Genomic DNA, 25,257 nt, shown 5'->3' on the forward strand with positions numbered 1-25,257 from the left:
GTACGTCGGGGGTGTCGGCTTGCTCATCCACCCCGGCTATCACGCTGGATTCGCGACGTGAATCCCTCCGCCAGCCACCTTTGCGCAACATAGCCGCGTCGCCGTCCCGGGTCGCCCTGCCGGCTTTGCCGATCGACTCTTCCATGTTCCGCTGAATCGGACCCTGATCGATCACGATCGCCATAAGCCAAGCATCATGTGGATCGGCGCAGGGGTTCGACGCCGATCGGCCTCACAGGTCATTGAGATCTCGTAGACGTGAGGGGTAGCGCCATCGCGCCTATCCACACTCGCGTAGACGCTCGGCCCCCGGAATGAGCCGCGGCGCCATCATGGAGTCCGCTTGCGCGGGGTCGACGCGATCCCGATCCTTTTGCGGGCGCCGGGACGAACATGGCGGGTCGCGCCGCCCAGGGCTCGACCGCACCCGTCGCCAGGCCGGGCAGTCAAAGGATCGCGCATGACCGAAACGCTTGTCGGCTACATTTGGCGCAGTTCGAAATGGCGCCAGATTGGCGTTCTTGGGGTGACGCTGCTGTCGTTCCCATTCCTCTACGCCACGCTTGAGCTTCCCAAGCGCATCGTCAACGACGCCATTTCCGGAGGGGACGCGCCACGCGAGGTCGCGGGCGTCGCGCTCTCTCAGGTCGAGCTTCTCGCCTTGCTGTGCCTGCTGCTGCTGGTCGCGATCCTCGGCCAGGGCCTGATGAAAATGCGCGTCAACACGATGAAGGGAAAGCTCGCCGAGCGGCTGCTGCAGGACTTCCGCCGCCAGCTGATCCAGCGCGTGCTGCGCTTTCCCAGGCCGCACCTGCGCCGCACCAGCCAGGGCGAGATCGTCTCGATGATCACGGGCGAGACCGAGCCGCTCGGCGGGATCATGGGCGATCTGATCGCGCAGCCGGTGTTTCAGGGCGGCATGATGCTGACGATCCTCGGGTTCCTCTACCTGCAGAACCCATGGCTCGGGATCGCCGCCGCAGCCCTGATTCCGGTGCAGGCGATCCTGATCCCGGCCATGCAGCGGCGGATCAACCTCCTGAACAAGCAGCGCGTGGCGGAGGTGCGCCGCTTCGCCGAGGAGATCGGCGAGAACGCGGCCGGCGCGTGCGATCTGCGCGTCGCGGGCGGCTGGACCCGGCGGCTCGCCATGGCCGACAGCAGGCTCGGCCGGCTCGCCGAGATCCGCTTTCAGATCTACGAGCGGAAGTTCTTTCTGAAGTTCGTCAACAACCTGATCACGCAGATGACGCCGCTGACGTTCTACGCCTTCGGCGGCTGGCTGGCGATCCGCGGCGATCTCACCATCGGCGCGCTGGTCGCGGCGGTGGCCGCGCACAAGGACCTCTCCGCGCCGTGGAAGGAGCTGCTGCTGTGGTGGAACCAGTCGCAGGAGATGAGCATGCGCTGGCGCGTGCTGGTGGAGCGCTTCGAGCCGCGCGGCCTGCTGCCCGAGGCGCTGTTCGAGGGACGGCCGGCCGATCACCCGCGGCTCAACGGCGCCATCGCGCTGGAGAACGTGACGGTGCGCGACGCTGGCGGGGGCGTGCTGCTCGACGAGCTGAGCGTCACGCTGCCCGCCGGCGGACTGATCGCCGTGGCCAGCCGCAGCGAGGAGGAGCGGCGCGCCGTCGCCGAACTCCTCACCCGCGAGACGACGCCGACCGCGGGCCGGGTGCGGATCGGCGGGGCCGATCTCGGCGCGCTGCATCAGGCGACGATCGCCGCGCGCGTCGGCTACGCCGGCCCCGGCCCCTACGTCTTCGCGGGGCGGATCGGCGAGAACCTCACTCTCGGGCTCGACCCCGCCGGGGCCCAGGACGGACCGGAGGCGCGGGCGGCGCTACTCGACTGGTGGCTCCAGCTCACCGACGCCATGGAGACCACCGGCTACCTGTTCGACACCGGGCTCGACCGGCGCTTCGACGCCGCCGAGCACCCGGAGCTGGCGCGCCGGCTCGCCGCGCTGAGGCTGCTCGTGGCCGAGCGCCTCGCCGCGGCCGGACTGTCCGGCGCCGTGCACCGGTTCGACCCCGAGACCTTCAATCCCGGGCTGCCGGTAGGCGGCAACCTGATGTTCGCCGTGCCGACGCGCGACGTCGCGCAGGAGCATCTCGCGAAGGATTCGCGCTTTCTCGCCGCGCTCGATGCGCTCGGCCTCGCGGCTGAGTTGCAGGAGCTCGGCGGCGACGTCCTCGCCGCGCTGCGCAGCGCCTTCGGCGGCGTCGGCGCCGAACACCCGATGTTCCGCAGGCTTGCGGTGGACGAGGCCTTCTTCGCCAAGCTCCTTGGAGTCGAGGCGCAACTGCGCGACCGCGGCGCCCGGTCGCTGGCGCCATGGCAGCGGCGGCTGCTCCAGACTGTGCCGTTCCGCTTCTCCGCCGAGCAGATCGGGGCCGCGTTTCCCGAGCCGCTGAAAGAGAAGATCATGGCCTTGCGCCTCGCGCATCGAGACGCGCTGCGCGCGGCGGCCGGCGACGCCTTCGCGCCGCTGCGCGAGGACGAGGCGTCGTCGGGCCTGTCCGTGCTCGAGAACGCGGTGTTCGGGAAGATCGCGCTGGCGGCGGGGGCGGCGGGCGACAAGGCGCGCCGGCTGGTCGCGCAGACGCTCGAGGCGGAGGGCCTGCGCGGGCTGATCGCGGAACTCATCTACGACGCGCCCACGACCGTCGGCGGCGCCAACCTCCCGCCGGTCGCCTATGAGCGCATCGCCTTCGTCCGCGCCGCGCTGAAGCGCCCCGACATCCTGATCCTCGATCGCGCGCTCGCCTCCCATGACCGCGACAGCCGCCTGCGGATGCGGCGCCGGCTGCGCGACCTCCTGCCGGAGACCACGCTGATCTTTCTGGAGGAGGATTTCGTCCATCGCGACAGCTTCGATCTCTACCTCGAGATCGAGGAGGGCCGGCTGGTCGGGGATGTCCGGGCCGCGCGCGAGGACGCCGACCCCGGCGCGGCCGACCTGCGCAAGAAGGTCGCCAAGCTGGAGAAGGCCCAGCCGTTCCGGGGGCTCGACCGCCGACAGCTCAGGCTGCTCGCCTTCGGCTCGACCTGGGTGAAGGCCGGCGCGGGCGAGGCGCTGTTCCGGACCGGCGACCCGCCGGACGGCGCCTATCTGATCGTCGCCGGCGGCGCCGAACTGCGCGCGATCAACGCCGCAGGCGTCTCGGAGCCCTTCGACGCGGTCGCGCCCGGCCGCGTGATCGGCGATCTCGCCGTGATCCTCGACGAGCCGCGCCGCCTCGATCTCGTGGCGACCACGCCGCTGACGGCGCTGCGCATCGACGCCCGCGCCATGCGCGCGGTTATCGAAAGCGACATCTCTGTCACGCTCAGCCTGCTGCGCACCGTCTCGGGCCATCTTGTCGAGGCGGGCGAGGAGCTGCAGCGCAGCGCGCATGGCGGGGGCCGCGAGGCGGAGCCGCTTGAGCCTAAGGCGGTGTAGGATGCTTGGCCGCAGCGCGGCTGGCGCGGCGGTGTTTCCGTCCGCGCCCGTCCGGCGCGGCTAGCGTTCGAGACCGGCCAGCCACTCAGCCACAAAGGCCGCGCCAGCCCTTTCCAGCAGCGCTGCATGGCGCCCCGCGTCCCGGCGCAGCGTGACGGGATCGACGCCCGACGTCGCCAGTTCGCTGGCGTGCCCCAGAAGCCAATGTTCGAAGCGCGCACCGAGCACCTCCGGGTGAAACTGGAGGCCAAGCACGGTCGGGCCGCGCGAGAACGCCTGGTTCAGGCAGAGGGGGGTCGAGGCGAGGCGGTCGCAACCCTCCGGCAGATCAAAGATGTCGCCATGCCAATGCAGAACGGCAACGTCGCGCAGCGCGGCCAGCGGATGGCGCGCGCCCGCCTCGGTCAGGTCGAGCGGCGCCCAGCCGATCTCCTTGGCCGGACCGGGACGGACCGCGGCGCCGAGGGCGGCGGCCATCAGCTGCGCGCCGAGGCAGACGCCGAGCGTCGGCCGGTCGGCGGCGAGGCGCGCGCGCAGCAGCGCGATCTCCGCCGCCACGACCGGATAGGCGGCGGCGTCGTTGACGCCGATCGGGCCGCCGAGGACCACCAGAAGATCAGGCGCGAGCGGATCGAGCGCGCCGGGGTCGTGCTCGGCTGCGTCGACATACGCGATGTCGTAGCCCGCCGCGCGCAAGGGCGCCGCGAAGCCGCCGAGATCCTCGAAGCCGACATGGCGGATGGCCTGAACGGTGCGCCGGGTCATGACGAGCGCCCCTTGGCCCGCGCCACCAGAATGTGTTCGAGGTCCTTCAACGCGGCGGCGGCGGTGGCCAGCGGCTCCGCGCCGTTCGAGATGGCGACCGTCTCGCCCATGCCGTCGGTCATGATGCGGATCGCCTTCGCCTTGCCGCGGACCTGGGCGAACGGATCGGTCGGCGGATAGGTCCTGACGCCGACGCTCGCCCGGATCACGCCGCCCTCGAAGGCGATGGTGCCGACGAGCTTCGGGACGAGGCCCGCCGCGCGCCAGGCGGCGACGTCCCCGGCCGTGACGGACTGGATGCCCTCGACGGCGAGGTCGTGCATCGTCAGGTCGGCGCCGAGGCCGAAATTGGCGATCAACAGCAGCTTGCAGGCGGTGTCCCAGCCCTCGACGTCGTTGCGCGGGTCGGCCTCGGCGAAGCCGCCCGCCTGCGCCTCACGCAGCGCCTGCTCGAAGCCGAGCCCCCGGGTGGTCATCGCGTCGAGCAGATGGTTCGTGGTGGCGTTCAGGACGCCATCGACGCCGAGTACCTTGCAGCCGGTCAGGCTGTTGTCGAGCAGGTCGATGGTCGGCAGGGCGGCGGCCGCGGCGCCGCTGATCTTCAGCATTGCGCCCGAGACCTGGGCACTCTCGCGCAGTTCGCGTCCGCTGTGAATCAGCGCGCCCTTGGAGATGACGACCGCATCCCGCCCGGCCGACAGCGCCGACCGGATGTAGGCGAGACCCGGGCCGCCGGTACGGAAGTCGGTCGGCCCGGCCTCGATCAGGATGTCGGCGCCGCTCGCCGCCACGAAGTCCGGCCCCGTCAGGCCGTCCTTGAGCGCGTCGAACCGCTCGGCCTCCAGACCTGCGGGGTCGGCGACGCCGGCGCTTGACCCACAGGCTGCGACGATGCGCACGTCAGCGCCATGGACACGCCGGTAGCGCTCTCGGCGCGACAGCAGCAGGGTCGCCGTGGCGCGTCCCACGCCGCCGAATCCAGCGACGGCGACCTTGACGGTCCGCATGGGGTCGATCCTTTCGCAGGGGCGACACCCGAATTCCGTGCGCGACTGGGCGCCGGCGGTCAACCCTGAAAGCCCCGATGGCGGCGGGCGACGCATCGGACCGGAATGCGCGCGCCCCACGGTTCAGCAGGCTCGCAGCGCCGCGACCAGCGCGCGGGCCTGCCGATCCACCTCGGCGCGCGTCGTCGCCCGCTCGCGCACGATCATGCGCCAGTAGAGCGGCGACGGGATCAGGTCTAGCGCAAGCTCGCGGTCGAGGTGGGTGCGCAGCTCGCCGCGCGCGACGGCGCGGTCGAGCATCCGCTCCCCCTCCGCCCGGCGCCGACGGGCGAGGCGGTCGATCAGTGGCGCGAGGTCGCGCGAGCAGGCGCGCTCGGCGAGCAGGTCCGGCAGGATGCGCCGCACCAGCCGATGGCGCAGCGCCCGGCGCATCGTGAGCAGGAACGCCGTCAGGTCCGCCTCCAGCGAGCCGCAGTCGGAGAAGGCGGCGAGGTCGACCCCGACCGTCTCGATCGCATCCGAGGCGAAGGCGAGCTTGGAGGGCCAGCGCCGATAGATCGCGGCCTTGCCCGCCCCGGCCCGCAGCGCCACGCTCTCGAGGCTGATCCCCACATAGCCGGTCTGCGACCATTCCTCGAACAGCGCGCGGCGCAGCGCCGTCGTCAGGTCCGGTCGCATCACCGCCGCGCCGCTCGGCGGTCGTCGCGATGATGCGTCGATACGCTTGCGTTCCATTCACGCGATCCCATTTGCGACGAGACGGCAGCGTTCCGTCCAGCCGAAAGGTAGCGCGATCTCGCTCCAGCGGGGCGGCTTCTCCACGCCGCAGGGCGCAGCGGTCCGCACCCTCCCGACACCTCACCCAGACAGGACGACACCCATGACACCACGCGACGCGATCTTCCCCGCCGGCCGGCACGCGCTCTACGAGAAGCACGGCTACTCCGCCGCGGTGCGCTCCGGCGAGTTGCTGTTCGTCTCCGGCCAGGTCGGCAGCCGAACCGACGGCTCGCCCGAACCCGATTTTGCAAGCCAGGTCGAACAGGCGTTCGCGAACCTCGCATCGGTGCTGGAGGCCGCAGGCTGCACCTTCGACGACGTGATCGACGTCACCACCTTCCACACCGATCCCGAGAACCAGTTCCCGACGATGATGGAGGTCAAGAGCCGGATCTTCGCCGCCCCGCCGCACCCGACCTGGACCGCCGTCGGCGTCAACTGGCTCGCCGGCTTCGACTTCGAGATCAAGGTGATCGCGCGCATTCCCGCATAGGCGCGTCGCCGGCCCGGCCGGCGCGGCAACCAAGACGCAGGGACACCGAAGCGACGTTTCTCGCATGAAGGCGAGGCTCCTCCGCCGCGGCGGATCGGTCCGCGGACACTGGGATCGCCTCTGGCCCCCGGCGGAAACGCCGCGCCGCGCAGTCGCGCGTCGGTCCATGCGCCCTGAACGGCAAAGTGGCTCGCGCGAACATCCTGGTGCAGATTGCGTGCGCTGCGCCTGGCAGCGACTGGCTCGTGGCGGAGATGAAGCACCTTCCACAAACCGTTCTGCCGGCGAGGCGCCCCTCGCGCGGAGAGCTCGTTGCAGCTGGGGCCTGCGTGGCCCTGCTGGCGGGCGGGATGGCGGTCGTGGCGCCCGTCGCTTCGATTCAGCTCGACATCATCGCGCCGCTGCTGCCCGCCTACGTGGCCGTGGTGCTCATGTTCGACGTGTTCACGGCGACGCTTCTCATCTCGCAATACGTCGCCGTGGGCGCCCCGGCGCTCCTCGCGCTCGCCGCCGCCTACCTGTTCAACGGCTTCACCGCGGTCGCCTGGGCGGCAAGCTTCCCCGGCGTGCTGGCGCCGGAGGGCCTCCTCGGCGGCGATCTTCAGACCACAGCCGTGATCGCGGCATTCAGGCGCCTGGCGTTTCCGCTCGGCCTGCTGGCCTATGCGCTGCTGCGCCGGCGCGCCGATGCGCCGGAGGTGTGGCGCCCCTGGTCGCCGACGACAGCGGTCGCGACCGTGGTTGTTTCGGCGCTCGCGGCGTTGATCGTCACGGGCGCCGCGGGCGGTCTGTCGACGATCGTGCCCAAGCTGATGGTCGACGCCCGCGTTCCGACCGCCGCGTGGGATTTCGTGCTCTGGGCGGGCATCGCTGCGACTCTCGTCGCCGCTGTCGCGATCGCGCGCCTGCGGCCGTTCTGCGTGCTTGACCTCTGGCTGCTGGTCGCGCTGGCCGCCTTCCTCGTCGAAATTGCGATGCTCGGCTTTCTGGCCGACGGCGTACGCCTCAGCGTCGCGTGGGGAGCGGGGCGGCTCTTCGGACTGGTCGCCGTCGCCGTCGTCGCGCTGGCGCTGCTGGTTGACACCGTGGTCGCCACCGCCCGGTCGGTGAGCAAGCTCGCGGCCGAGGTGCAGGCCCGTCGCGCCCGCGAGGCCTCGCTAGAGGCGCTGGGAGCAGCCATCGCGCACGAGCTCAACCAGCCTCTAACGGCGATCGTCACCAGCGCCGAAGCCGCCGGGCGATGGCTTGACCGGGGCAATCCGGATCTGCTCAGGGCGCGCGAAAGGCTGGCGGCGATCGGCGCGGAGGGCGCGCGGGCGGGGCGGGTGCTCGACGGGCTGCGCCGCTCGTTCGGGCGCGGACCGTCTCGCGACGGGCTGGTCGATGCGGGATCGCTACTCGCCTCGGTCGCCGCGCTCGCGCGCGCGGAGGCGGCGGGCGCGCGCGTCGCCATCGACCGGGGCGCGGCTACCGGGCTGCGCGTGAGGGGCGATGCGGATCAGCTCAGGCAGGCGGTGCTGAACCTCGTCGTCAACGCCATCGAAGCGATGGCGCTGACGCCTGGCGGGCGGCGCATCGTGACGCTGAGCGCGCGCGCAGAGGGTGCGGCGTGCGTCCTGTCCGTGAGCGACGCAGGCCCTGGGCTTCCGCCGGCGCTGCTCGACATGCCGGCCGGACCGTTCCAATCGGAAAAGCCGCGCGGCATGGGACTCGGCCTCATGATCGCCCGCACCATCGTCGAGGGTCACGGCGGCCGGATCATGGCGGCCAACCGGCCCGAGGGCGGCGCCGTCTTCGAGATCGCCCTGCCGCGGGGGAACGACAATGTCTGACGAGACGCAGGACGACGAGGAGCAGGCCGTCGTCCTTGTCGTGGATGACGACGCCTCGGTGCGCGACGCCATCGTGAGCCTGCTCGAGTCGGTAGGGCAGAAGACTGTCGCGTTTCCGTCCGCCGCCGCGTTTCTCGCGGCGGAATGCCCCGACGCGCCCTGCTGCGTGGTCCTCGACGTGCGGCTGCCGGCGCGCAGCGGGCTCGATCTGCAGCGCGACCTGCGGGCGGCGGGCAACCAGACGCCGGTGATCTTCATTTCGGGCCACGCGGACGTGGCGATGGCGGTGGGGGCCATGAAGGCGGGCGCGGTCGAGTTCCTGGCCAAGCCGTTCCGCGACCAGGACCTGCTCGACGCGGTGCATCGCGCGCTCGACGTCGACCGGACGCGCCGTTGCGAGGCGGCGGCGCTCGACCGCTGGCGGCGGCTCCGCGAGAGCCTGAGCCCACGCGAGCGCGAGATCATGGCGCTGGTGGCGAGCGGCCTCGCCAACAAGGAGGTCGCGGCGACCCTTTCGATCAGCGAAATCACCGTAAAGACCCACCGCGCCCAGGTGATGCGCAAGATGGAGGCGCGGTCGCTGCCGGAACTGGTGCGCATCGCCGATCGGCTGGCGGCGAGAGATGAGGCGCCTGACGCTTCGGTATAATTGATCCCATCCATCGCGACGGATCAGGGTCCGGTCGATCGCAGGGCCGAAGGGCGCCCCGCGCCCGACGACCACGGAGACCCAGATGTCCGATCCGAAACTCGACCTCCTGACGCCGAGCAACAGCCAGCTCATCATCATCGACCACCAGCCGCAGATGGCGTTCGGGGTACAGTCGATCGACCGGCAGGCGCTGAAGAACAACGTCGTGGCGCTTGCGAAGGCGGCGAAGGTGTTCGCGATCCCGACGACGATCACCACGGTCGAGACCGAGAGCTTCTCGGGCCACACCTACCCCGAGATCCTCGCCGTCCTGCCCGAGGCGCCGCTGCTGGAGCGCACCTCGATGAACTCGTGGGACGACCAGAAGGTCCGCGACGCGCTGGCCGCCAACGGCCGCAAGAAGGTGGTGGTCGCGGGTCTGTGGACCGAGGTGTGCAACAACTCGTTCGCGCTGGAGGCGATGCGCGACGGCGGCTACGAGATCTACATGGTCGAGGACGCCTCGGGCGGCACCTCGAAGGGCGCGCACGACTACGCGATGCTGCGCATGATCCAGGCGGGCGTCGTTCCCGTGACCTGGCAGCAGGTGATGCTGGAGTGGCAGCGCGACTGGGCGCACCGGGCGACCTACGACGCCGTCATGGGCATCGTGAAGGAGCATTCCGGCGCCTACGGCATGGGCGTCGACTACGCCTACACCATGGTCCACAAGGCGCCCGAGCGGGTGTCGCACGGCCCGACGCTCGACCCCGTTCCGGCGGTCTGAGCCGATGCTCGCCGCGAAGCCCTATCTGCTGGCGCTGGCGGTCGGCCTGCTGGTCGGCGTGATCTATGCGCTGGTCAACGTCCGCTCTCCGGCGCCGCCGGTGGTGGCGCTGGTCGGGCTGCTGGGCATCCTTCTCGGCGAGCAGCTCCCGCCGCTGGCCAAGCGGCTGCTGGCCGGCCACGCGGTCGACGCCGCGGCGCTGCGCGAGACCTGCGGCGCGCATGTGCTGGGGCCGCTGCCCGGCCGGCCCGACGCGGAGCCGAAGGCGTGAGCGGGCGCGCCAACCATATGATCGGCCGCCGCGCCGTCCTCGCCGGTGGCGCGGCCCTCGGCCTCTCTCCCCTCGCATCCAAGGGCCAGACCATGGCGGACGCCCCCGACCTGATCCTGCGCGACGGCCGGATCACGACGCTCGACCCCGCGCGCCCCGAGGCGCAGGCGCTGGCGATCCGCGACGGGCGCATCGCCGCCAGCGGGACCGACGCCGAGATCATGGCGATGGCCGGCCCGGCCACGCAGGTGGTCGCGCTAGGCGGGCGGCGGGTCATCCCCGGGCTGAACGACAGCCACACGCACCTCATACGCGGCGGGCTGAACTTCAACATGGAGCTGCGGTGGGAGAACGTCCCCTCGCTGGCCGACGCGCTGCGGATGCTGAAGGCGCAGGCCGACCGCACGCCGGCGCCGCAATGGGTGCGCGTGGTCGGCGGCTGGTCCGAACACCAGTTCGCCGAGCGCCGGATGCCGACGCTGGACGAGATCAACGCCGCCGCCCCCGAGACGCCTTGCTTCATCCTGCACCTCTACGCCGGCGCGCTGCTGAACCGCGCCGCGCTGCGCGTTCTCGGCTTCAACCGCGATACGCCGAACCCGCCGGGCGGCGAGATCGTGCGCGACGCCCGCGGCGAGCCGACCGGCCTGCTGGTCGCCCGGCCCTCGGCGCTGATCCTCTATTCCACGCTGGCGAAGGGCCCGACGCTGCCCTTCGAGCAGCAGCTCAACTCGACGCGCCACTTCATGCGCGAGCTGAATCGGCTTGGGGTGACCTCGGTGATCGACGCCGGCGGCGGCGGCCAGAACTACCCCGACGACTACGCCGTCATCGAGAAGCTCCACGCCGACGGCCAGATGACCGTGCGCATCGCCTACAACCTGTTCGCGCAGAAGGCGGGGCAGGAGCTGTCGGACTACGAGCGCTGGATCGCGATGACCGAGCCGGGCGCGGGCGACGCGCTCTTGCGGATGAACGGCGCGGGCGAGAACCTCGTCTGGTCGGCGGCCGACTTCGAGAACTTCCTTGAACCGCGGCCTGACCTCGCGCCGACGATGGAGAGCGAGCTGGCGCCGATCCTCGAGCGGCTGGCGGCGGCGAAATGGCCGTTCCGCATCCACGCCACCTACGATGAAAGCATCGAGCGTTTCCTCGGCGTGATCGAGCAGGTCACTGGCGGGGAAGCCTGGCCGACCCGCTTCATCATCGACCACGCCGAGACCATCAGCCCGTCCAACATCGACCGCGTGGCGGCGCTTGGCGGCGGCATCGCCATCCAGCACCGCATGGCTTTCCAGGGCGAATATTTCGTCCAGCGCTACGGGCGCTACGCCGCCGAGGCGACGCCGCCGGTGGGGCGGATGATCGAGGCGGGAGTTCCAGTGGGGGCCGGCACCGACGCTACGCGCGTCGCCTCCTACGATCCGTGGGTGGCGCTCTACTGGCTGACCACCGGCAAGACGCTGGGGGGCATGTCGCTCTACGACGAGAGCAACGTGCTCGACCGCGAGACGGCGCTGCGGCTCTGGACGCAAGGGTCGGCGTGGTTCTCGGGCGAGGCGGACGAGAAGGGAACGCTGGAGCCCGGCGCCTACGCCGACCTCGCCGTGCTGTCGGCGGACTATTTCGCCGTGCCGCCCGAGGAGATCCGGGGCATCGAGTCGGTGCTCACCGTCATGGGGGGGCGCATCGTCCACGGCGCGGGCGACCTCAGTCCGCTGGCGCCGCCCCTGCCGCCCGCCGCGCCCGACTGGAGCCCGGTGAACGCCGCCGCGACGCCGGGCATGCGCGCCGACGCGCCGCAGCTTCGCCGCTTCGCGCGGTCCTGTTCGGACGGCTGCGGCTCTGGCTGCGGGGTGCACGGCCACGACCACCGCATCGCCTGGGAGAGCCCGGTCCCGGTCGCGGACCGACGCGCCTTCTGGGGCGCGCTCGGCTGCGCCTGCTTCGCCGTCTGATCCCTGACCGCCGGAGACCGACCATGACCGACGCATTCGCATCGGCGCCGCTCGACCGGCGCACTGTCCTCGCCGGATCGGCCGCGCTGACGGCCGCAGCCCTCTCACCCTTCGCCGGACGGGCCGCCGCCCCCGGAACAGCTGCCGGAGACCTCCCCATGACCACCATCGCCACCCGCGACGGCGTCAGCCTCTACGTGAAGGACTGGGGGCCGAAGGACGGCCCGGCCGTCACCCTCAGCCACGGCTGGCCGCTCAACGCCGACAGCTGGGAGAGCCTCGCGTTCTTTCTCGCCAACGAGGGCTTCCGCGTCGTCCACCATGACCGCCGCGGCCATGGCCGCTCGTCCCAGCCCTGGGACGGCAACGACATGGACCACTACGCCGATGACCTGGCGCAGGTGATCGACGCCTTCGACCTGCGCGAGGTGTCGGCCTTCGGCTTCTCGACCGGCGGCGGCGAGGTCGCGCGCTATGTCGGCCGCCACGGCACGGGCCGGATCGCGAGGCTGGGCCTCATCTCCGCCATTACGCCGCTGATGCTGAAGACCGACGCCAACCCCGGCGGCCTGCCGCTGGAGGTGTTCGACGGTTTTCGCGCCGCCCAGCGCGCCGACCGCGCCCAGTTCTACCGCGACATCGCCTCGGGGCCGTTCTACGGCTTCAACCGCCCCGGCGCGACGGTCAGCCAGGGCCTGATCGAGAGCTGGTTCCAGCAGGGCATGCAGGCGGGCTTCAGGAACACCTACGACAGCATCGCGGCCTTCTCGGCGACCGACCTCACCGAGGACCTCAAGAAGTTCGACCGGCCGACCCTGATCATCCACGGCGACGACGATCAGGTGGTGCCCATCGACGCCTCGGCCCGCGCCGCCAAGAAGCTCGTTCCCCACGCGACGCTTATCGAGTACGCCGGCGCGCCGCACGGCCTGCCCGACACCCACAAGGACCGCTTCCACGCCGACGTGCTCGCGTTCCTGCGGGGCTGAGGAGGGCCGATGATGCAGGACAGGAACGACGCGCGGCGGCCGACGCGCATCGCAAGCCGTCCTCTTGCGGCCCGCCGGGTCGCGCTGGCCTGCGCGGCGATCCTCGCCGCAGGCGTCGCCGCAGCCGCCGCCTCGGCCGAGACGCTGCGGTTTCAGGGACGCGTCGAGGCCGCGGAGCGCGCCGTCCTCTCCAGCCGCCTGAACGGCGTCGTGGCGGCGATCCTGTTTCAGGGCGGCGAGAAGGTCGAGCGCGGCCAACCGCTCATCCGGCTCGATGCGACCGACGCCGAGCTGGCGCTCGCCGCGGCGGAGGCGGAGCTCGCCGGGGCGCTGGCTCTGCGCGAGGGCGCCGAGCGCCGCGCCGCGCGGCAGGAGGAGCTGTCCGAGCGCGGCGTCGCGTCCGACGCGCAGGTCGGCTCGGCGCGCACCGAGCGCGCCGCCGCCCGCGCCGGGGTCGCCCTGGCGCAGGCCGGCCGCGACCGCGCTGCGCTCGATCTCGAACGCGTTGTGATCCGCGCGCCGATCTCCGGCTACGTGTCGCGCCCGATGGTGGCGGTGGGCGCGTTCCTCGAGGCCGAAGCGGCGCCGCCGCTGGCCGAGATCGTGTCGCTCGATCCGGCCGTCGTGGCCTACGCGGCGCCCTACGCCGACCGGCTCGCCGTGCTCGAGGCCTCCGGGGCGGAAACCGTCGAAGCGCTGCTCGCGGGCCTGCGCGTCACGCTGCGGCTGCCCGGCGGGCGGCTCTACCCGGCCGAGGCGACGCCCCACGCCGCGAGCGCGGAGGTGGACCCGGCCACCGGCGCCGTCACGGTCTGGGCGCGGTTTCCCAACCCCGACGCGATCCTGCGTCCCGGCATGGCCGTCGAGGTCGTCTCGCAGGCCGCCGCCGCGCCGGTCGACCCGGGCCGCGCGCCATGACCGCCGCCGCGACCGTCGACCCGGCGGCCTCCGCCTTCGCGCCCTTCGCCAGCCGCCCCTTCGCCATGCTCTGGGGCGCGACGGTGCTGTCGCAGACCGGCACCTGGATGAACGACGTCGGCGCCGGCTGGCTGATGACGACGCTCGCGCCGAGCCCGGCGATGGTGGCGCTGGTGCAGGCGGCGACGACGCTGCCGGTGTTCCTGTTCGCCCTGCCGGCGGGCGCGCTGGCCGACGTGGTCGACCGGCGCCGGCTGCTGCTGGTCGTCAACGCCCTGATGGCGCTGACGGCGACCGCGCTTGCGGCGATCGTCGCGGCCGGAGCGATGACGGCGCCGCTGCTGCTGCTGTTCACCTTCCTGCTGGGGACCGGCGCCGCGTTCATCGCGCCGGCGTGGCAGGCGGTCGTCCCGGGCCTCGTGCCGCGTGAGCAGCTCACCGCCGCGGTCTCGCTGAACGGCGTCGGCGTCAACGTCAGCCGCGCCATCGGCCCGGCGGTCGCGGGCCTGCTGATCGTAGCGCTGGGGCTGGCCGCGCCCTTCGTCGCCAACGCCTTCAGCTTCGTCGGCGTGCTGCTGGCGCTCTGGTGGTGGCGGGGCGAGAAGCAGGCCGAAGGCGCCCTGCCGCCGGAACACGTGCTGCCCGCGATGGTCGCGGGCCTGCGCTTCGCCCGCCGCAGCCCCGGCCTGAGGCGCGTGATCCTGCGCGCCGTCGCGTTCTTCCTCTTCGCCTCCTGCTATTGGGCGATGCTGCCGCTGGTGGCGCGGGACGTGCTCGGCGGCGGTTCGGGCCTCTACGGCGTCCTGCTAGGCTGCGTCGGCGCCGGCGCGGTCGGCGGCGCTCTGCTGCTGCCGCGCTTGCGCGCGCGGATCGAGATCAACCGGCTGGTGCTGCTTGGCGGGCTCGGCACGGCGCTCGCGATGGGCGTGCTCGCCGTGGCGGCGTCGCCCGTCGCCGCCGCGGCCGCCGCCGCGCTGGCGGGCGCGAGCTGGATCGCCTGCCTGTCGAGCTTTCAGGTCGCCGCGCAGTCGGCGCTGCCCAACTGGGTGCGCGCGCGCGGCCTGTCGCTGTTTCTCACGGCGTTCTTCGGCGCCATGGCTGGTGGCGCGCTCGTGTGGGGGCTGATCGCCGAGCGCGCCGGCGTGCCGGCGGCGCTGATGACGGCCGCCGTCGGGCTCTGCATCGCGGCGATCCTGTCGCTGCGCGTGCGCCTCGCGCCCGGCGCCGAGGACCTCTCCCCAAGCCTGCACTGGCCCGCCCCGCCGCATGTCCCGCCCGAGCGCGGCGACGTCGGACCGGTGATGGTCACGCTGGACTACGCCGTCCCCGACGCCGCCCGGCCCGCCTTTGCAGCCCTGATCGCGCGGCTGCGCGACAGCCGCCTGCGCGACGGCGGCTACGCGTGGCGGCTGACCGAGGCGCTGGAACGTCCGGGGGTGCTGACCGAGAGCTTCCTCGTCGCCTCGTGGCTGGAGCACCAGCGCCAGCACGCCCGCGTCACCGGCGAGGAGCGGCGCCTGCAGGACGCCATCGCCGCCCTTCTCGGCACGCGCCCCGAGGTGCGCCATCACCTGCCCGCCAATCCTGTCGCCAAGGAGACTGCGCCATGAGCTGGAGCCCCTGTCCCGAGCCCACGCTGGGAAATCGAGCCGCCTGCGACGCCGTCGAGACCGTGATCGCGCCCCGTGCGGTGGATCTCGGCGAGATGACCGTGCGCCGCGCGCTGCCCAGCGTGCAGCGCCAGATGGTCGGCCCCTTCATCTTCTTCGACCAGATGGGCCCGGCCGAGTTCCTTACCGATCAGGGCGTGGACGTGCGCCCGCACCCGCACATCAACCTCGCCACCCTGACCTATCTGCTTGAGGGCCGCATCTGGCACCGCGACAGCACCGGCGCCGACCAGCTCATCGAGCCCGGCGCGGTGAACTGGATGCGCGCGGGCCGCGGCGTGGTGCATTCCGAGCGCACCGACGACGCGAAGAAGGCGACCGGCCAGCGCCTGTTCGGCGTGCAGAGCTGGATGGCGCTGCCGGCGGACGCCGAAGAGAGCGACCCCGCCTTCCTGCACCACGCCGCCACGCAGACGCCGGTGATCGAGGCGCAGGGCGTCACGGCGCGGCTGATCGCGGGCGACGCGTTCGGCGCGTCCTCGCCGTTGGCGGTCGCCTCGCCCACGCTGTACGTTGACGCGCAACTGGCCGCCGGCGCCGCGTTGCCGGTGGACGCCGGCTACGAGGAACGGGCGGTCTATGTGCTCGAGGGCGAGATCGAGATCGCCGGCGACCGCTTCGCGCGCGACCAGCTGCTGATCCTGCGCCCCGGCGACCCCCACGCCGTGCGCGCCGTCACCGCGGCCCGCGTGATGCTGTTCGGCGGCGAGCCGATGGAGGGGCCGCGCTGGATCTGGTGGAACTTCGTCTCCTCCCGCCTCGAGCGCATCGCCGAGGCCAAGGAGGAATGGGCCCGCGGCCGCTTCGACACCGTGCCCGGCGACGAGGCCGAGTTCATCCCCCTGCCCCAAGCCGCCGGCGATCCCCGCCGCGCCGTCGGGGGGCGGTCGAGCTTCGGTCGAAATCGGGAAGGGACATCGGGATGACCGCCACGATGAAGGCGATGATTCTCGCCAGGTTCGGCTGCTACGACGCGTTCGAGCTGCGCGAGGTTCCAGTCCCGCCCGTCGGACCTCGGCAGGTCCGGGTGCGCGTGCACGCCACGGCGATCAATCCGCTGGACTACCAGATCCGGCGCGGCGACTACGTCGACCATGTGCCGCTCCCCGCCATCATCGGTCACGACGTCTCCGGCGTCGTGGAGCAGACCGGCGCGGACGTCGGCGAGTTCGACGTCGGCGACGAGGTCTACTACACGCCAAGAATCTTCGGCGGCCCCGGCTCCTACGCGGAGCAGCACGTCGCCGACGTCGATCTGGTCGCCCGCAAGCCGCGCAACATCGACCATGTGGAGGCCGCCAGCCTCACCCTTGTCGGCGGCACAGTCTGGGAGGCTCTGGTGACCCGCGCCCAGCTCGCCGTCGGCGAGACGGTCCTGATCCACGGCGGCGCCGGCGGCGTGGGCACGGCGGCGATCCAGCTCGCCAAGGCGATGGGCGCACGGGTCATCACGACGGCGCGCGCGAGCAACCATGACTTCGTGCGGTCGCTCGACGCCGATGAGGTGATCGACTACGCGACCGACGACTATGTCTCGGCCGTCCCCGAGCTTACGGACGGACGTGGCGTGAACGTCGTCTTCGACACCATCGGCGGCGACACCCTGACGAAAAGCCCGCTGATCCTCGCCGACGCCGGGCGGGTCGTCAGTATCGTCGACATCGCGCAGCCGCAGAACCTGATCGAGGCCTGGGGCAAGAACGCCGCCTACCACTTCGTCTTCACCCGCCAGAACCGCGGCAAGCTCGACGCGCTGACGACGCTGGTGGAGCGCGGCCTCATCAAGCCCGTGATCGGCGCGGTGCTTCCGCTGGACCGGATCGGCGACGCCCACGAACTGCTCGAAGCCGGCGGCGCCTGCGGGCTTCGGGGCAAGGTCGCGATCGACGTCATCGGCCAGACCGTCAGGCTTCCGGCGCCGCTGTAGTGGCGTCGCCCCGGCGGGGCGCCCTACGGTCGACGGAACAGCAACGGAAGATGCACGCCATGACGACCGGCCTTCACCACGTCACCGGGATCACCGCCGACGTGCAGGCCAACGTCGACTTCTACGTCGGCTTCCTCGGCCTCAGGCTGGTGAAGCGGACAGCCGGCTATGCCGACGCCGAGCAACTGCACTTGCTCTACGGCGACGGCGTCGGCGGCCCGGGCTCCCTGCTGACCTTCCTCGTGTGGGAAGCCTCCGGACGCGGCCGCACCGGCATCGGCCAGGTGTCGGAAGTGGCGCTCGCGGTTTCGCCGACGTCCCTCGGCGACTGGCTGTCGAGGGCGCTCGCGGCCGGCGTTCCGTTCGACGGACCGTCCCGCGAGTTCGTAGAGCCCATCCTGCGACTGAAGGACCCGGACGGGCTGATCGTGAAACTGGTCGGCGTCGAGATGTCGACCGCGGCGCCGCGTCCCGGCGCGCCCACCCGGCTGCGGGGCGTCACCCTGCTGACAGACAAGGCGGCGGAGACCGCTGGCTTCCTGACGCGCTTCGGCTACCGCCCCGCCAGGCGCGAAGGCCAGACCCAGCGCATGGTCTCCGACACCGACGTCATCGACGTCAGGGAGGCGACCGGCTTCGTGCCGTCCGTGCCGGGGGCCGGCGTTCCGGACCATGCGGCGTTCCGCGCGCCGGACGCCGATGCGGTCGGGTCCATGCGTCTGTCGCTCAGGGACCATGGGCCGACCGAGGTCCATGACAGGAAATACTTCCTGTCGCTCTACGTCCGCGATCCCGCCGGCATCCTGATGGAATACGCGACCGACGGGCCCGGGATGACGGTCGACGAGGCGCCCGAAGAACTGGGTCGGACATTGTTTCTGCCGCTGCACGACGCCGACCGCGCGGACGACCTGAAGGCGATGCTGCCGCAATTCGTTATGCCGGGCGAAGCGCGGTTCCCCGCTCGCGATCTGCCGTTCGTGCATCGCTTCAATCGGCCCGACCATCCCAACGGGACGACCCTCGTCCTGCTGCACGGCGTCGGCGGAAGCGAAGCAGACCTCATGCCGATCGCGCGGCGGATCGCGCCCCATGCGACGCTTCTGGGCGTGCGAGGCCGGGCGACGGAGGCCGGATCCAGCCGGTGGTTCAATCGAGTGGACGCCACGAGGGCCGATCCGGCGGACCTCCGCGCTGAGGCCGAAGCCTTCGCGGCGTTCGTCGAGGGCGCGGTGTCCGGCTATGGGCTGGACGCGGACAGGCTGGCCTTCCTTGGATACTCCAACGGTGCGAGCTTTCTTGCCGCCGTGATCCAGCTTCACCCCGGGATCGTACGCCGCGCGATCCTGATGCGAGCCGCTCAGGCGATGGAGCGTCGCCGCCCAGCCGACCCTTCGACGACGCGCGTTCTCTTGCTCGATGGGCGTGACGACCTCGTTGTCGGAAGCGCGCCGACGATGGCTTACGACCTGAGAGCCTGCGGCGCAGACGTGGCGGCTCAGATGCTTCCGGTCGGCCATGAGCTGTCCGCGATGGATGTCGCCGAGGCTGCCCGGTGGCTCGGGGAAACTGCCGACGCCGAGTGATCCGCAGCCCCGGGCCGCTCGTCGCCGGGGCGAACGGCGCAAGATCGGCAACAGCACAGCACCCCCCGCGCCGCACTGCTCCCGGCTTTCGGTAGGGTCGGATCCGCACAGCAATCGCCCCCACCGGGCACACCGCGGCTGAGCGCCCGAGGAGGCTGGCGGATGCCCCGCCCGTTTCCGCTCTCAGGTCTCTGAGTCTGTCGGTGCGACGAAAGGAAGACAGCATGTCCGACACGATGAAGGCCGTCGTCCTGACCCGCTTCGGCGGTCCCGACACGTTCGAGGTCCAGACCCTTCCCGTCGCTCCGTTCGGCGCGCGGCAGGTTCGCGTTCGCGTGCACGCCACGGCGATCAACCCGCTCGACTATCAGATCCGTCGCGGCGACTACGCCGACTACGTGCCGCTGCCGGCCGTGATCGGTCACGATATCTCCGGCGTGATCGAGGCCGTCGGCGCGGATGTCACGGAGTTCGCCCCCGGCGATGAGGTTTACTACACGCCGAAGATCTTCGGCGGCGCCGGGTCGTACGCGGAGGTCCATGTCGCCGACGTCGATCTCGTCGGCCGCAAGCCGCGCAACATTTCACACGTCGAGGCGGCGAGCCTGACGCTCGTGGGCGGAACCGTCTGGGAGGCCTTCGTAATTCGCGCCCAGCTACAGGTCGGCGAGACGATCCTCATCCACGGCGGCGCGGGCGGCGTTGGGACGATCGCGATCCAGGTCGCCAAGGCCATCGGCGCGAGGGTCGTCACGACGGCGCTCGCGAGGGATCATGATTTCGTCTGCTCGCTCGGCGCCGACGATGCGGTCGACTTCGCATCCACCGATTACGTCGAAGCCGTGAACGCGCTCACCGGCGGGCGCGGGGTCGACGTCGTCTTCGACACCATCGGCGGCGACACCCTCACGCGGAGCCCGCTGGTGCTGGCGCCCCTCGGGCGCGTCGTCTCGCTCGTCGATCTCGCGACGCCGCAGAACCTCATCGAGGCCTGGGGTCGGAACGCCTCCTATCACTTCGTCTTCACCCGCCAGAACCGCGGCAAGCTCGACGCGCTGACGACCCTCGTCGAGCGCGGCCTCGTGCGGCCGGTGATCGGCGCCGTGCTTCCGCTCGACCGCCTCGCGGAGGGGCACGAGGTTCTGGAGACGGGATCGCGGCGCGGTCTGCGCGGGAAGGTCGCGATCGACGTTTCGGGCGAGGCGAAGACGATCGTGCCGCCCCTTATGGCCGCGGCCTGATCCGTTCGGGCGGCCCGCGGCGCGTCCGGGCCGCCCCCATTTCCGATGACACGGCATGGTCATCGAGCTTGCGATACTGCGCATCCGACCTGGGCAGGGGCCCGGCTTCGAGAACGCCTTCGACGCGGTCCGCCCTCTTCTCGCCTCGGCGGACGGCCATCTTCGGCACCGTTTCGTCCGGACGGTGGACGATCCGGACGCGTATCTTCTCGAAGTCGCGTGGCGCGACCTCGACGCGCATGTGAACGGCTTCGAGCCGAGCGAGGCGCACGCCCGATTCATGGCCGCGCTCGAGCCGCACCTGAGCGCCGAGCCGGTCGTTATCCACGTACCGCCGGGGGTGGCGGCGTGACCATTGATGAAGCGGCATCCGATCAAGGGGCGTTCGCGCCGCGTAGACCCGCCGAACTCGAACCGCCCAAGGGAGGCACGGTCGAATGAAAGCTGTCGGATACAGGACGCCCGGGCCGATCGACCACGAGAACGCGCTGGTCGACATCACGCTTCCAGAGCCGTCGCCCACGGGCCGCGATCTGCTCGTCGAGGTGAAGGCGATCTCCGTGAACCCTGTCGACTTCAAGATTCGCCGCAGTACGCCGCCAGCGGACGGCGAGTGGAAGGTGCTGGGCTGGGACGTCGCGGGCGTCGTGCGCGCTGTCGGGCCGGAGGCGACGCTGTTCCGGCCCGGCGACGCAGTGTTCTATGCCGGATCGATCATGCGGCAGGGCGCGAACGCAGAGCTGCACCTTGTCGATGAGCGGATCGTCGGCAGGAAGCCCGGCTCGCTGGACTGGGCCGAAGCGGCCGCGCTGCCGTTGACGACCTTGACCGCATGGGAGGCCTTCTTCGACCGTCTCGACGTGACCAGGCCGGTTTCGGGGGCAGCCCCGGCCATCCTGATCGTCGGCGGCGCGGGCGGCGTCGGCTCGGTCGCGGTGCAGATCGCCCGCCAGCGCACTGAGCTGACCGTCATCGCCACGGCCTCGCGCCCAAAGACGCAGGAGTGGGCGAGGACGCTCGGCGCGCACCACGTCCTCGATCACGCCAAGCCGCTGGCCGCCCAAGTGGAGGCGCTCGGCATCGGCGCCCCTGCGTTCGTGTTCTCGACGACCCATACGGATGACCATGTAGCCGAGATCGTGGAGCTGATCGCGCCGCAGGGTCGATTCTGCCTGATCGACGATCCGGCAGGCTTTGACGTCATGGCGTTCAAGCGCAAGGCGGTCTCGATCCACCATGAGCTGATGTTCACGCGGTCGATCTACGGCACGCCAGACATGGCTGAACAGGGTCGCATCCTGAACGAGGCGAGCGCGCTCGTCGACGCGGGCAAGCTGCGCACAACGCTGACCGAACGCCTGTCGCCTATCGACGCCGCAAATCTCAGGCGCGTTCATGCGCTGCTTGAGAGCGGAAAGGCGCGGGGCAAGATCGTCCTGGAGGGCTTCTAGCGCAGTGGCGCCGCGCTGTGTCGGACGTATTGAGCAGAGACGCTCGATCCGGGAGGATCGCATGTCGTGAATGCGACAACGGATCGGTCGCGGCTTTCGTAACTTGAGAGCGAGGGGCGCCGTTGCGGCAGCGCCCGGTCGAGACGATCAACAGGAGACGACACGCCATGCCGAAGGGATCCGACCTGCTGGTCGCCGCACTGGAGAACGAAGGCGTGGAGCGCATCTTCGGCGTTCCGGGGGAGGAGAACCTCGATCTTCTGGAGTCTCTGCGGACCTCCGGCATAGAACTCGTCCTGACCCGCCATGAGCAGGCCGCGGCCTTCATGGCGGCGACGCATGGACGGCTGACGGGCAAGCCCGGCGTATGCCTCGCGACCCTGGGCCCCGGCGCGCTCAATTTCGCCACCGGAGCGGCCTATGCCCATCTCGGGGCCATGCCGATGATCCTCATCACCGGCCAGAAGCCGGTCATGAGCGCCAAGCAGGCGCGGTTCCAGATCGTCGACATCGTCGCGTCGATGAAGCCGCTGACCAAGATGACGCGCCAGATCGTCAGCGCCGCCGCCATACCCTCCACGGTGCGCGACGCCTTTCGCGTCGCGGTGGAGGAGCGGCCCGGGCCGGTTCATCTGGAGCTGCCCGAGGACGTCGCCGCCGCCGAGGTGGAGAGCGTCGCCGTCATTCCGGTCCACCCAGTGCATCAGCCCATCGCCTCCGCTGCGGCCCTCGAGGCCGCGATGGAGGTCATCCTCGCAGCCAAGCGGCCTCTCGTGATGATCGGCGCGGCGGGTAACCGCCCGGCGCTAGTCGATGCGCTTTCGAGCTTCGTCAGGCGCACGCGACTGCCGTTCTTCAACACCCAGATGGGCAAGGGCGCGGTGACCGGCGGCTCCAACCTCTATGTCGGAACCGCGGCGCTTTCGGAGGGCGACTACGTCCACGAGGCCATCGAGCGCGCCGACCTGATCATCGCCATCGGCCACGACACCATCGAGAAGCCGCCTTTCCTGATGAAAAGCGCCGGCGGGCCGCGGATCATCCATGTCGGCTATCAGTCGGCCACCGTCGAGCAGGTCTACCATCCCGACCTCGAGGTGATCGGCGACATCGGGGCCGCCGTCGAGGCGTTGGCAGAGCGGCTCGAAAACCGTCTGACGCCCGACGACGCCATGCTCGACCTTCGCCAGAAGATCCTCGCACGCATCAACGACCGCGCCGACGAGGCCCGTTTCCCGATAACGCCGCAGCGGATCGTCCACGATGTCCGCAAGGTCATGCCGGAGGACGGCGTCGTCTGCCTTGACAACGGCATGTACAAGATCTGGTTCGCGCGCAACTACCGGACCCACGTCGCCAACACGCTGCTGCTCGACAACGCGCTCGCTACGATGGGAGCCGGCCTGCCTTCGGCCATGATGGCGGCGATGCTCCATCCCGGCCGCCGCGTCATGGCGGTCTGCGGCGACGGCGGCTTCATGATGAATTCGCAGGAGATGGAAACGGCGGTGCGGCAGAGGCTCGACCTCGTCGTCGTCATCCTCAACGACAGCGCCTACGGCATGATCCGCTGGAAGCAGGCTGTCGACCGCTTTCCCGATTTCGGCATGAGCTTCGGCAATCCCGACTTCGTGCGCTACGCAGAAGCTTACGGCGCGAAGGGTTCACGGGCCACGGCGGTCGAGGATCTCGCGCCCACGCTCGAGGCCGCCTTCGCCGGCGGCGGGGTTCATCTGGTCGATGTGCCGATCGACTATTCCGAAAACATGCGCGTGCTTGTCGACGAGCTGCGCAACCGCACGCCCGACGTGGAATGCGCGTGAGCGCGGGTCGCGGAGCGCCGTCGATGCTGGCGGTCGTCCAGGCCTTCGATCGCGCCGCGATCGCGGAGGTCAAGACCGACGACGCCGCCGCGCTTGAGCGCAAGCTGCACGCGGCCGACAAGGTCTTCAGGGATCGCGACGGCTGGCTGAAGCCCCACGAGCGCATCGCGATCCTGCGCAGGCTGGCCGCCTTGATGGAGGGCAAGCGCGATCATCTCGCCATGCAGATCGCGCGCGAGGGCGGAAAGCCCCTGCCCGACGCCCTCGTCGAGACCGGTCGCGCCATCGACGGCGTCCACAACGCCGCTGACGAGCTGCGCAATTTCGCCGGTCGGGAAATTCCCATGGGCCTGTCGGCGGCGACGCAAGACCGCTGGGCCTTCACGACGAGGGAGCCGATCGGCGTGGTCGCGGCGATCTCCGCCTTCAATCATCCGCTGAACCTGATCGTCCATCAGGTCGCGCCCGCCATCGCGGTCGGCTGCCCGGTCATCGTCAAGCCGGCGACTGCGACGCCGCTGTCCTGCCTCGATTTCGTGGCGCTGGTTCGCGAAGCCGGCCTGCCCGAGCCGTGGTGCCAGAGCTTCGTGACGGCCGACAACGCGCTGGCCGAGAAGCTCGCGACCGATGGCCGCGTCGCGTTCCTAAGCTTCATCGGTTCGGCGCGGGTCGGCTGGTCACTGCACGCCAAGCTCGCCCCGGGCGCGCGCTCGGCGCTGGAGCATGGCGGCGCCGCGCCGGCGATCGTCGACCGCAGCGCCGACCTCGGGAAGGTGATCGAGCCGCTGGTGAAGGGCGGCTACTATCACGCCGGTCAGGTCTGCGTATCGACGCAGCGCATCTTCGTCCATGACGCCATGGCCGAAGAGTTCACACAGAAGCTTGTCGCCCGAGTGGGGGACCTGCGCACTGGCGACCCTATCCTGCGCGATACCGAGGTCGGCCCGCTGATCCTGCCGCGCGAGGCGGACCGGGTCGAGGAATGGATAGAGGAGGCGGTCGAAGGCGGCGCCACGCTCGTGACCGGCGGCAAGCGCCTTTCGGAGACGACCCTGGCGCCTTCGGTTCTGCTCGATCCCGCCGCCGACGCGAAGGTGTCGACGCTGGAGGTGTTTGGCCCCGTCGTCGCAGTTTATCGCTACCACGCTCTCGATGACGCCATCCATCAGGCAAATGCGCTGCCCACGGCATTCCAAGCCAGCATCTTCGCGCAGGACATCGATGTGGCGATGCGCGCGGCCAACCGACTCGATGCTTCAGCCGTGATGCTCAACGATCCTACCGCCTTTCGCGCCGACTGGATGCCCTTCGCCGGCCGCAGGGAGTCCGGGTACGGCGTAGGCGGCATTCCCTACACCATGCGCGACATGACGCAGGAAAAGATGATCTTGCTGCGCCGAAGCTGATCCTCTCAATCGCTGCTGCCTAAAGGACTGGTTGTGGATCGGCGAGGGGTCCTGACGCCGATCCGCACCGGAAGTCGTTGGAGCCATGAGGCCAGACGGGGTCACACTTCGGCGCTTGTTCACACTGCGGCGCTGGAGTTGCTGTGCGGGTGCCGATCTTGCGGGGATTGCCTTCGGGCGACTGGAGCGCGTGCGGATCGATGGCTATTATGTTGGCGACCTGACGCAGCGACGGTCGAGGCTGGCGCCGACATGGCGAAGAAGTGCGTGCCCGCTT

The 25,257-nt window shown here is 70.8% G+C and carries 22 protein-coding genes; 18 read left to right on the plus strand and 4 right to left on the minus strand.

Annotated features, from left to right (window positions below; all coding sequences use genetic code 11):
• Positions 1-184, minus strand: a 184-nt coding sequence (locus tag BLW43_RS24085) for a hypothetical protein (protein WP_217632256.1), incomplete at its 3' end; no start/stop codon positions are given.
• Between the two features lie 276 nt (positions 185-460).
• Here BLW43_RS24085 and BLW43_RS20135 point away from each other — a divergent pair.
• A complete protein-coding gene (locus BLW43_RS20135; RefSeq protein WP_093256210.1) occupies positions 461-3,445 on the plus strand; it encodes a cyclic nucleotide-binding domain-containing protein in 2,985 nt (994 codons plus the stop codon).
• Between the two features lie 60 nt (positions 3,446-3,505).
• Here the strand turns inward: BLW43_RS20135 and BLW43_RS20140 are convergent, their stop codons facing one another.
• From BLW43_RS20140 to BLW43_RS20150, 3 genes are all read right to left on the minus strand, one after another.
• A complete protein-coding gene (locus BLW43_RS20140) occupies positions 3,506-4,210 on the minus strand; it encodes a glutamine amidotransferase (protein WP_093256212.1) in 705 nt (234 codons plus the stop codon).
• The gene (locus BLW43_RS20145; protein ID WP_093256214.1) at positions 4,207-5,217 is read right to left on the minus strand and encodes a homoserine dehydrogenase; all 1,011 of its coding nucleotides are present in this window, start codon (positions 5,215-5,217) and stop codon (positions 4,207-4,209) included. Before BLW43_RS20145 ends, BLW43_RS20140 begins: the two co-directional genes overlap by 4 nt.
• Positions 5,218-5,340: 123 nt before the next feature.
• Positions 5,341-5,895 carry a TetR/AcrR family transcriptional regulator gene (locus BLW43_RS20150; protein WP_245731147.1) on the minus strand — a complete coding sequence of 185 codons (555 nt, stop codon included), beginning with the start codon at positions 5,893-5,895 and terminating at the stop codon, positions 5,341-5,343.
• 202 nt (positions 5,896-6,097) lie between these two features.
• Here BLW43_RS20150 and BLW43_RS20155 point away from each other — a divergent pair, with 202 nt between their 5' ends.
• From BLW43_RS20155 to BLW43_RS20235, 17 genes are all read left to right on the plus strand, one after another.
• On the plus strand, positions 6,098-6,490 hold the full coding sequence (locus tag BLW43_RS20155) for a RidA family protein (protein ID WP_093256217.1): 393 nt from the start codon (positions 6,098-6,100) through the stop codon (positions 6,488-6,490).
• 359 nt (positions 6,491-6,849) lie between these two features.
• On the plus strand, positions 6,850-8,322 hold the full coding sequence (locus BLW43_RS20160) for an MASE4 domain-containing protein (RefSeq protein WP_175479026.1): 1,473 nt from the start codon (positions 6,850-6,852) through the stop codon (positions 8,320-8,322).
• Positions 8,315-8,971, plus strand: a complete 657-nt coding sequence (locus BLW43_RS20165; RefSeq protein WP_093256220.1) for a response regulator transcription factor — start codon at positions 8,315-8,317, stop codon at positions 8,969-8,971. Before BLW43_RS20160 ends, BLW43_RS20165 begins: the two co-directional genes overlap by 8 nt.
• 85 nt (positions 8,972-9,056) lie before the next feature.
• On the plus strand, positions 9,057-9,740 hold the full coding sequence (locus BLW43_RS20170) for a hydrolase (RefSeq protein ID WP_093256222.1): 684 nt from the start codon (positions 9,057-9,059) through the stop codon (positions 9,738-9,740).
• Between the two features lie 4 nt (positions 9,741-9,744).
• On the plus strand, positions 9,745-10,011 hold the full coding sequence (locus BLW43_RS20175) for a DUF1427 family protein (RefSeq protein ID WP_093256223.1): 267 nt from the start codon (positions 9,745-9,747) through the stop codon (positions 10,009-10,011).
• Positions 10,008-11,969 carry an amidohydrolase gene (locus tag BLW43_RS20180; protein ID WP_245731148.1) on the plus strand — a complete coding sequence of 654 codons (1,962 nt, stop codon included), beginning with the start codon at positions 10,008-10,010 and terminating at the stop codon, positions 11,967-11,969. The genes BLW43_RS20175 and BLW43_RS20180 overlap by 4 nt, the downstream gene beginning before the upstream one ends.
• 23 nt (positions 11,970-11,992) lie before the next feature.
• Positions 11,993-12,958 carry an alpha/beta fold hydrolase gene (locus BLW43_RS20185; protein WP_093256225.1) on the plus strand — a complete coding sequence of 322 codons (966 nt, stop codon included), beginning with the start codon at positions 11,993-11,995 and terminating at the stop codon, positions 12,956-12,958.
• A 12-nt stretch (positions 12,959-12,970) separates the two neighbouring features.
• Entirely contained in the window at positions 12,971-13,876 is a 906-nt protein-coding gene (locus BLW43_RS20190; protein WP_093256256.1) for an efflux RND transporter periplasmic adaptor subunit, read from the plus strand.
• A complete protein-coding gene (locus tag BLW43_RS20195) occupies positions 13,873-15,486 on the plus strand; it encodes an MFS transporter (RefSeq protein ID WP_093256227.1) in 1,614 nt (537 codons plus the stop codon). Before BLW43_RS20190 ends, BLW43_RS20195 begins: the two co-directional genes overlap by 4 nt.
• Positions 15,483-16,472, plus strand: coding sequence for a pirin family protein (locus BLW43_RS20200; RefSeq protein WP_093256229.1), 990 nt, complete (start codon positions 15,483-15,485; stop codon positions 16,470-16,472). Before BLW43_RS20195 ends, BLW43_RS20200 begins: the two co-directional genes overlap by 4 nt.
• Positions 16,469-17,473, plus strand: a complete 1,005-nt coding sequence (locus tag BLW43_RS20205) for a zinc-dependent alcohol dehydrogenase family protein (RefSeq protein ID WP_093256230.1) — start codon at positions 16,469-16,471, stop codon at positions 17,471-17,473. Before BLW43_RS20200 ends, BLW43_RS20205 begins: the two co-directional genes overlap by 4 nt.
• A 59-nt stretch (positions 17,474-17,532) precedes the next feature.
• Positions 17,533-19,059, plus strand: coding sequence for a VOC family protein (locus tag BLW43_RS20210; protein ID WP_093256257.1), 1,527 nt, complete (start codon positions 17,533-17,535; stop codon positions 19,057-19,059).
• Positions 19,060-19,283: 224 nt separating this feature from the next.
• A complete protein-coding gene (locus tag BLW43_RS20215; protein ID WP_093256232.1) occupies positions 19,284-20,300 on the plus strand; it encodes a zinc-dependent alcohol dehydrogenase family protein in 1,017 nt (338 codons plus the stop codon).
• Between the two features lie 55 nt (positions 20,301-20,355).
• Positions 20,356-20,652 (plus strand): antibiotic biosynthesis monooxygenase family protein, encoded by a 297-nt coding sequence (locus tag BLW43_RS20220; RefSeq protein WP_093256233.1) that lies wholly within the window; start codon positions 20,356-20,358, stop codon positions 20,650-20,652.
• Between the two features lie 85 nt (positions 20,653-20,737).
• On the plus strand, positions 20,738-21,751 hold the full coding sequence (locus tag BLW43_RS20225; protein WP_093256235.1) for a zinc-binding alcohol dehydrogenase family protein: 1,014 nt from the start codon (positions 20,738-20,740) through the stop codon (positions 21,749-21,751).
• A gap of 167 nt (positions 21,752-21,918) precedes the next feature.
• Entirely contained in the window at positions 21,919-23,574 is a 1,656-nt protein-coding gene (locus tag BLW43_RS20230; protein ID WP_093256236.1) for an acetolactate synthase large subunit, read from the plus strand.
• A gap of 23 nt (positions 23,575-23,597) precedes the next feature.
• Positions 23,598-24,980: an aldehyde dehydrogenase family protein gene (locus BLW43_RS20235; protein WP_093256238.1), complete on the plus strand. Its 1,383-nt coding sequence runs from the start codon at positions 23,598-23,600 to the stop codon at positions 24,978-24,980.
• Positions 24,981-25,257 lie beyond the last annotated feature (277 nt).

The sequence above is a fragment of the Rubrimonas cliftonensis genome, assembly GCF_900107585.1.
In the GTDB taxonomy this organism is placed as follows: Bacteria; Pseudomonadota; Alphaproteobacteria; order Rhodobacterales; family Rhodobacteraceae; genus Rubrimonas; species Rubrimonas cliftonensis.

Coding starts and splice junctions, on each gene's coding strand:
- BLW43_RS20135 (WP_093256210.1), top strand. CDS start 461: ATGACCGAAACGCTTGTCGGCTACATTTGGCGCAGTTCGAAATGGCGC.
- BLW43_RS20140 (WP_093256212.1), bottom strand. CDS start 4,210: ATGACCCGGCGCACCGTTCAGGCCATCCGCCATGTCGGCTTCGAGGAT.
- BLW43_RS20145 (WP_093256214.1), bottom strand. CDS start 5,217: ATGCGGACCGTCAAGGTCGCCGTCGCTGGATTCGGCGGCGTGGGACGC.
- BLW43_RS20150 (WP_245731147.1), bottom strand. CDS start 5,895: ATGCGACCGGACCTGACGACGGCGCTGCGCCGCGCGCTGTTCGAGGAA.
- BLW43_RS20155 (WP_093256217.1), top strand. CDS start 6,098: ATGACACCACGCGACGCGATCTTCCCCGCCGGCCGGCACGCGCTCTAC.
- BLW43_RS20165 (WP_093256220.1), top strand. CDS start 8,315: ATGTCTGACGAGACGCAGGACGACGAGGAGCAGGCCGTCGTCCTTGTC.
- BLW43_RS20170 (WP_093256222.1), top strand. CDS start 9,057: ATGTCCGATCCGAAACTCGACCTCCTGACGCCGAGCAACAGCCAGCTC.
- BLW43_RS20175 (WP_093256223.1), top strand. CDS start 9,745: ATGCTCGCCGCGAAGCCCTATCTGCTGGCGCTGGCGGTCGGCCTGCTG.
- BLW43_RS20185 (WP_093256225.1), top strand. CDS start 11,993: ATGACCGACGCATTCGCATCGGCGCCGCTCGACCGGCGCACTGTCCTC.
- BLW43_RS20190 (WP_093256256.1), top strand. CDS start 12,971: ATGCAGGACAGGAACGACGCGCGGCGGCCGACGCGCATCGCAAGCCGT.
- BLW43_RS20195 (WP_093256227.1), top strand. CDS start 13,873: ATGACCGCCGCCGCGACCGTCGACCCGGCGGCCTCCGCCTTCGCGCCC.
- BLW43_RS20200 (WP_093256229.1), top strand. CDS start 15,483: ATGAGCTGGAGCCCCTGTCCCGAGCCCACGCTGGGAAATCGAGCCGCC.
- BLW43_RS20205 (WP_093256230.1), top strand. CDS start 16,469: ATGACCGCCACGATGAAGGCGATGATTCTCGCCAGGTTCGGCTGCTAC.
- BLW43_RS20210 (WP_093256257.1), top strand. CDS start 17,533: ATGACGACCGGCCTTCACCACGTCACCGGGATCACCGCCGACGTGCAG.
- BLW43_RS20215 (WP_093256232.1), top strand. CDS start 19,284: ATGTCCGACACGATGAAGGCCGTCGTCCTGACCCGCTTCGGCGGTCCC.
- BLW43_RS20220 (WP_093256233.1), top strand. CDS start 20,356: ATGGTCATCGAGCTTGCGATACTGCGCATCCGACCTGGGCAGGGGCCC.
- BLW43_RS20225 (WP_093256235.1), top strand. CDS start 20,738: ATGAAAGCTGTCGGATACAGGACGCCCGGGCCGATCGACCACGAGAAC.
- BLW43_RS20230 (WP_093256236.1), top strand. CDS start 21,919: ATGCCGAAGGGATCCGACCTGCTGGTCGCCGCACTGGAGAACGAAGGC.
- BLW43_RS20235 (WP_093256238.1), top strand. CDS start 23,598: ATGCTGGCGGTCGTCCAGGCCTTCGATCGCGCCGCGATCGCGGAGGTC.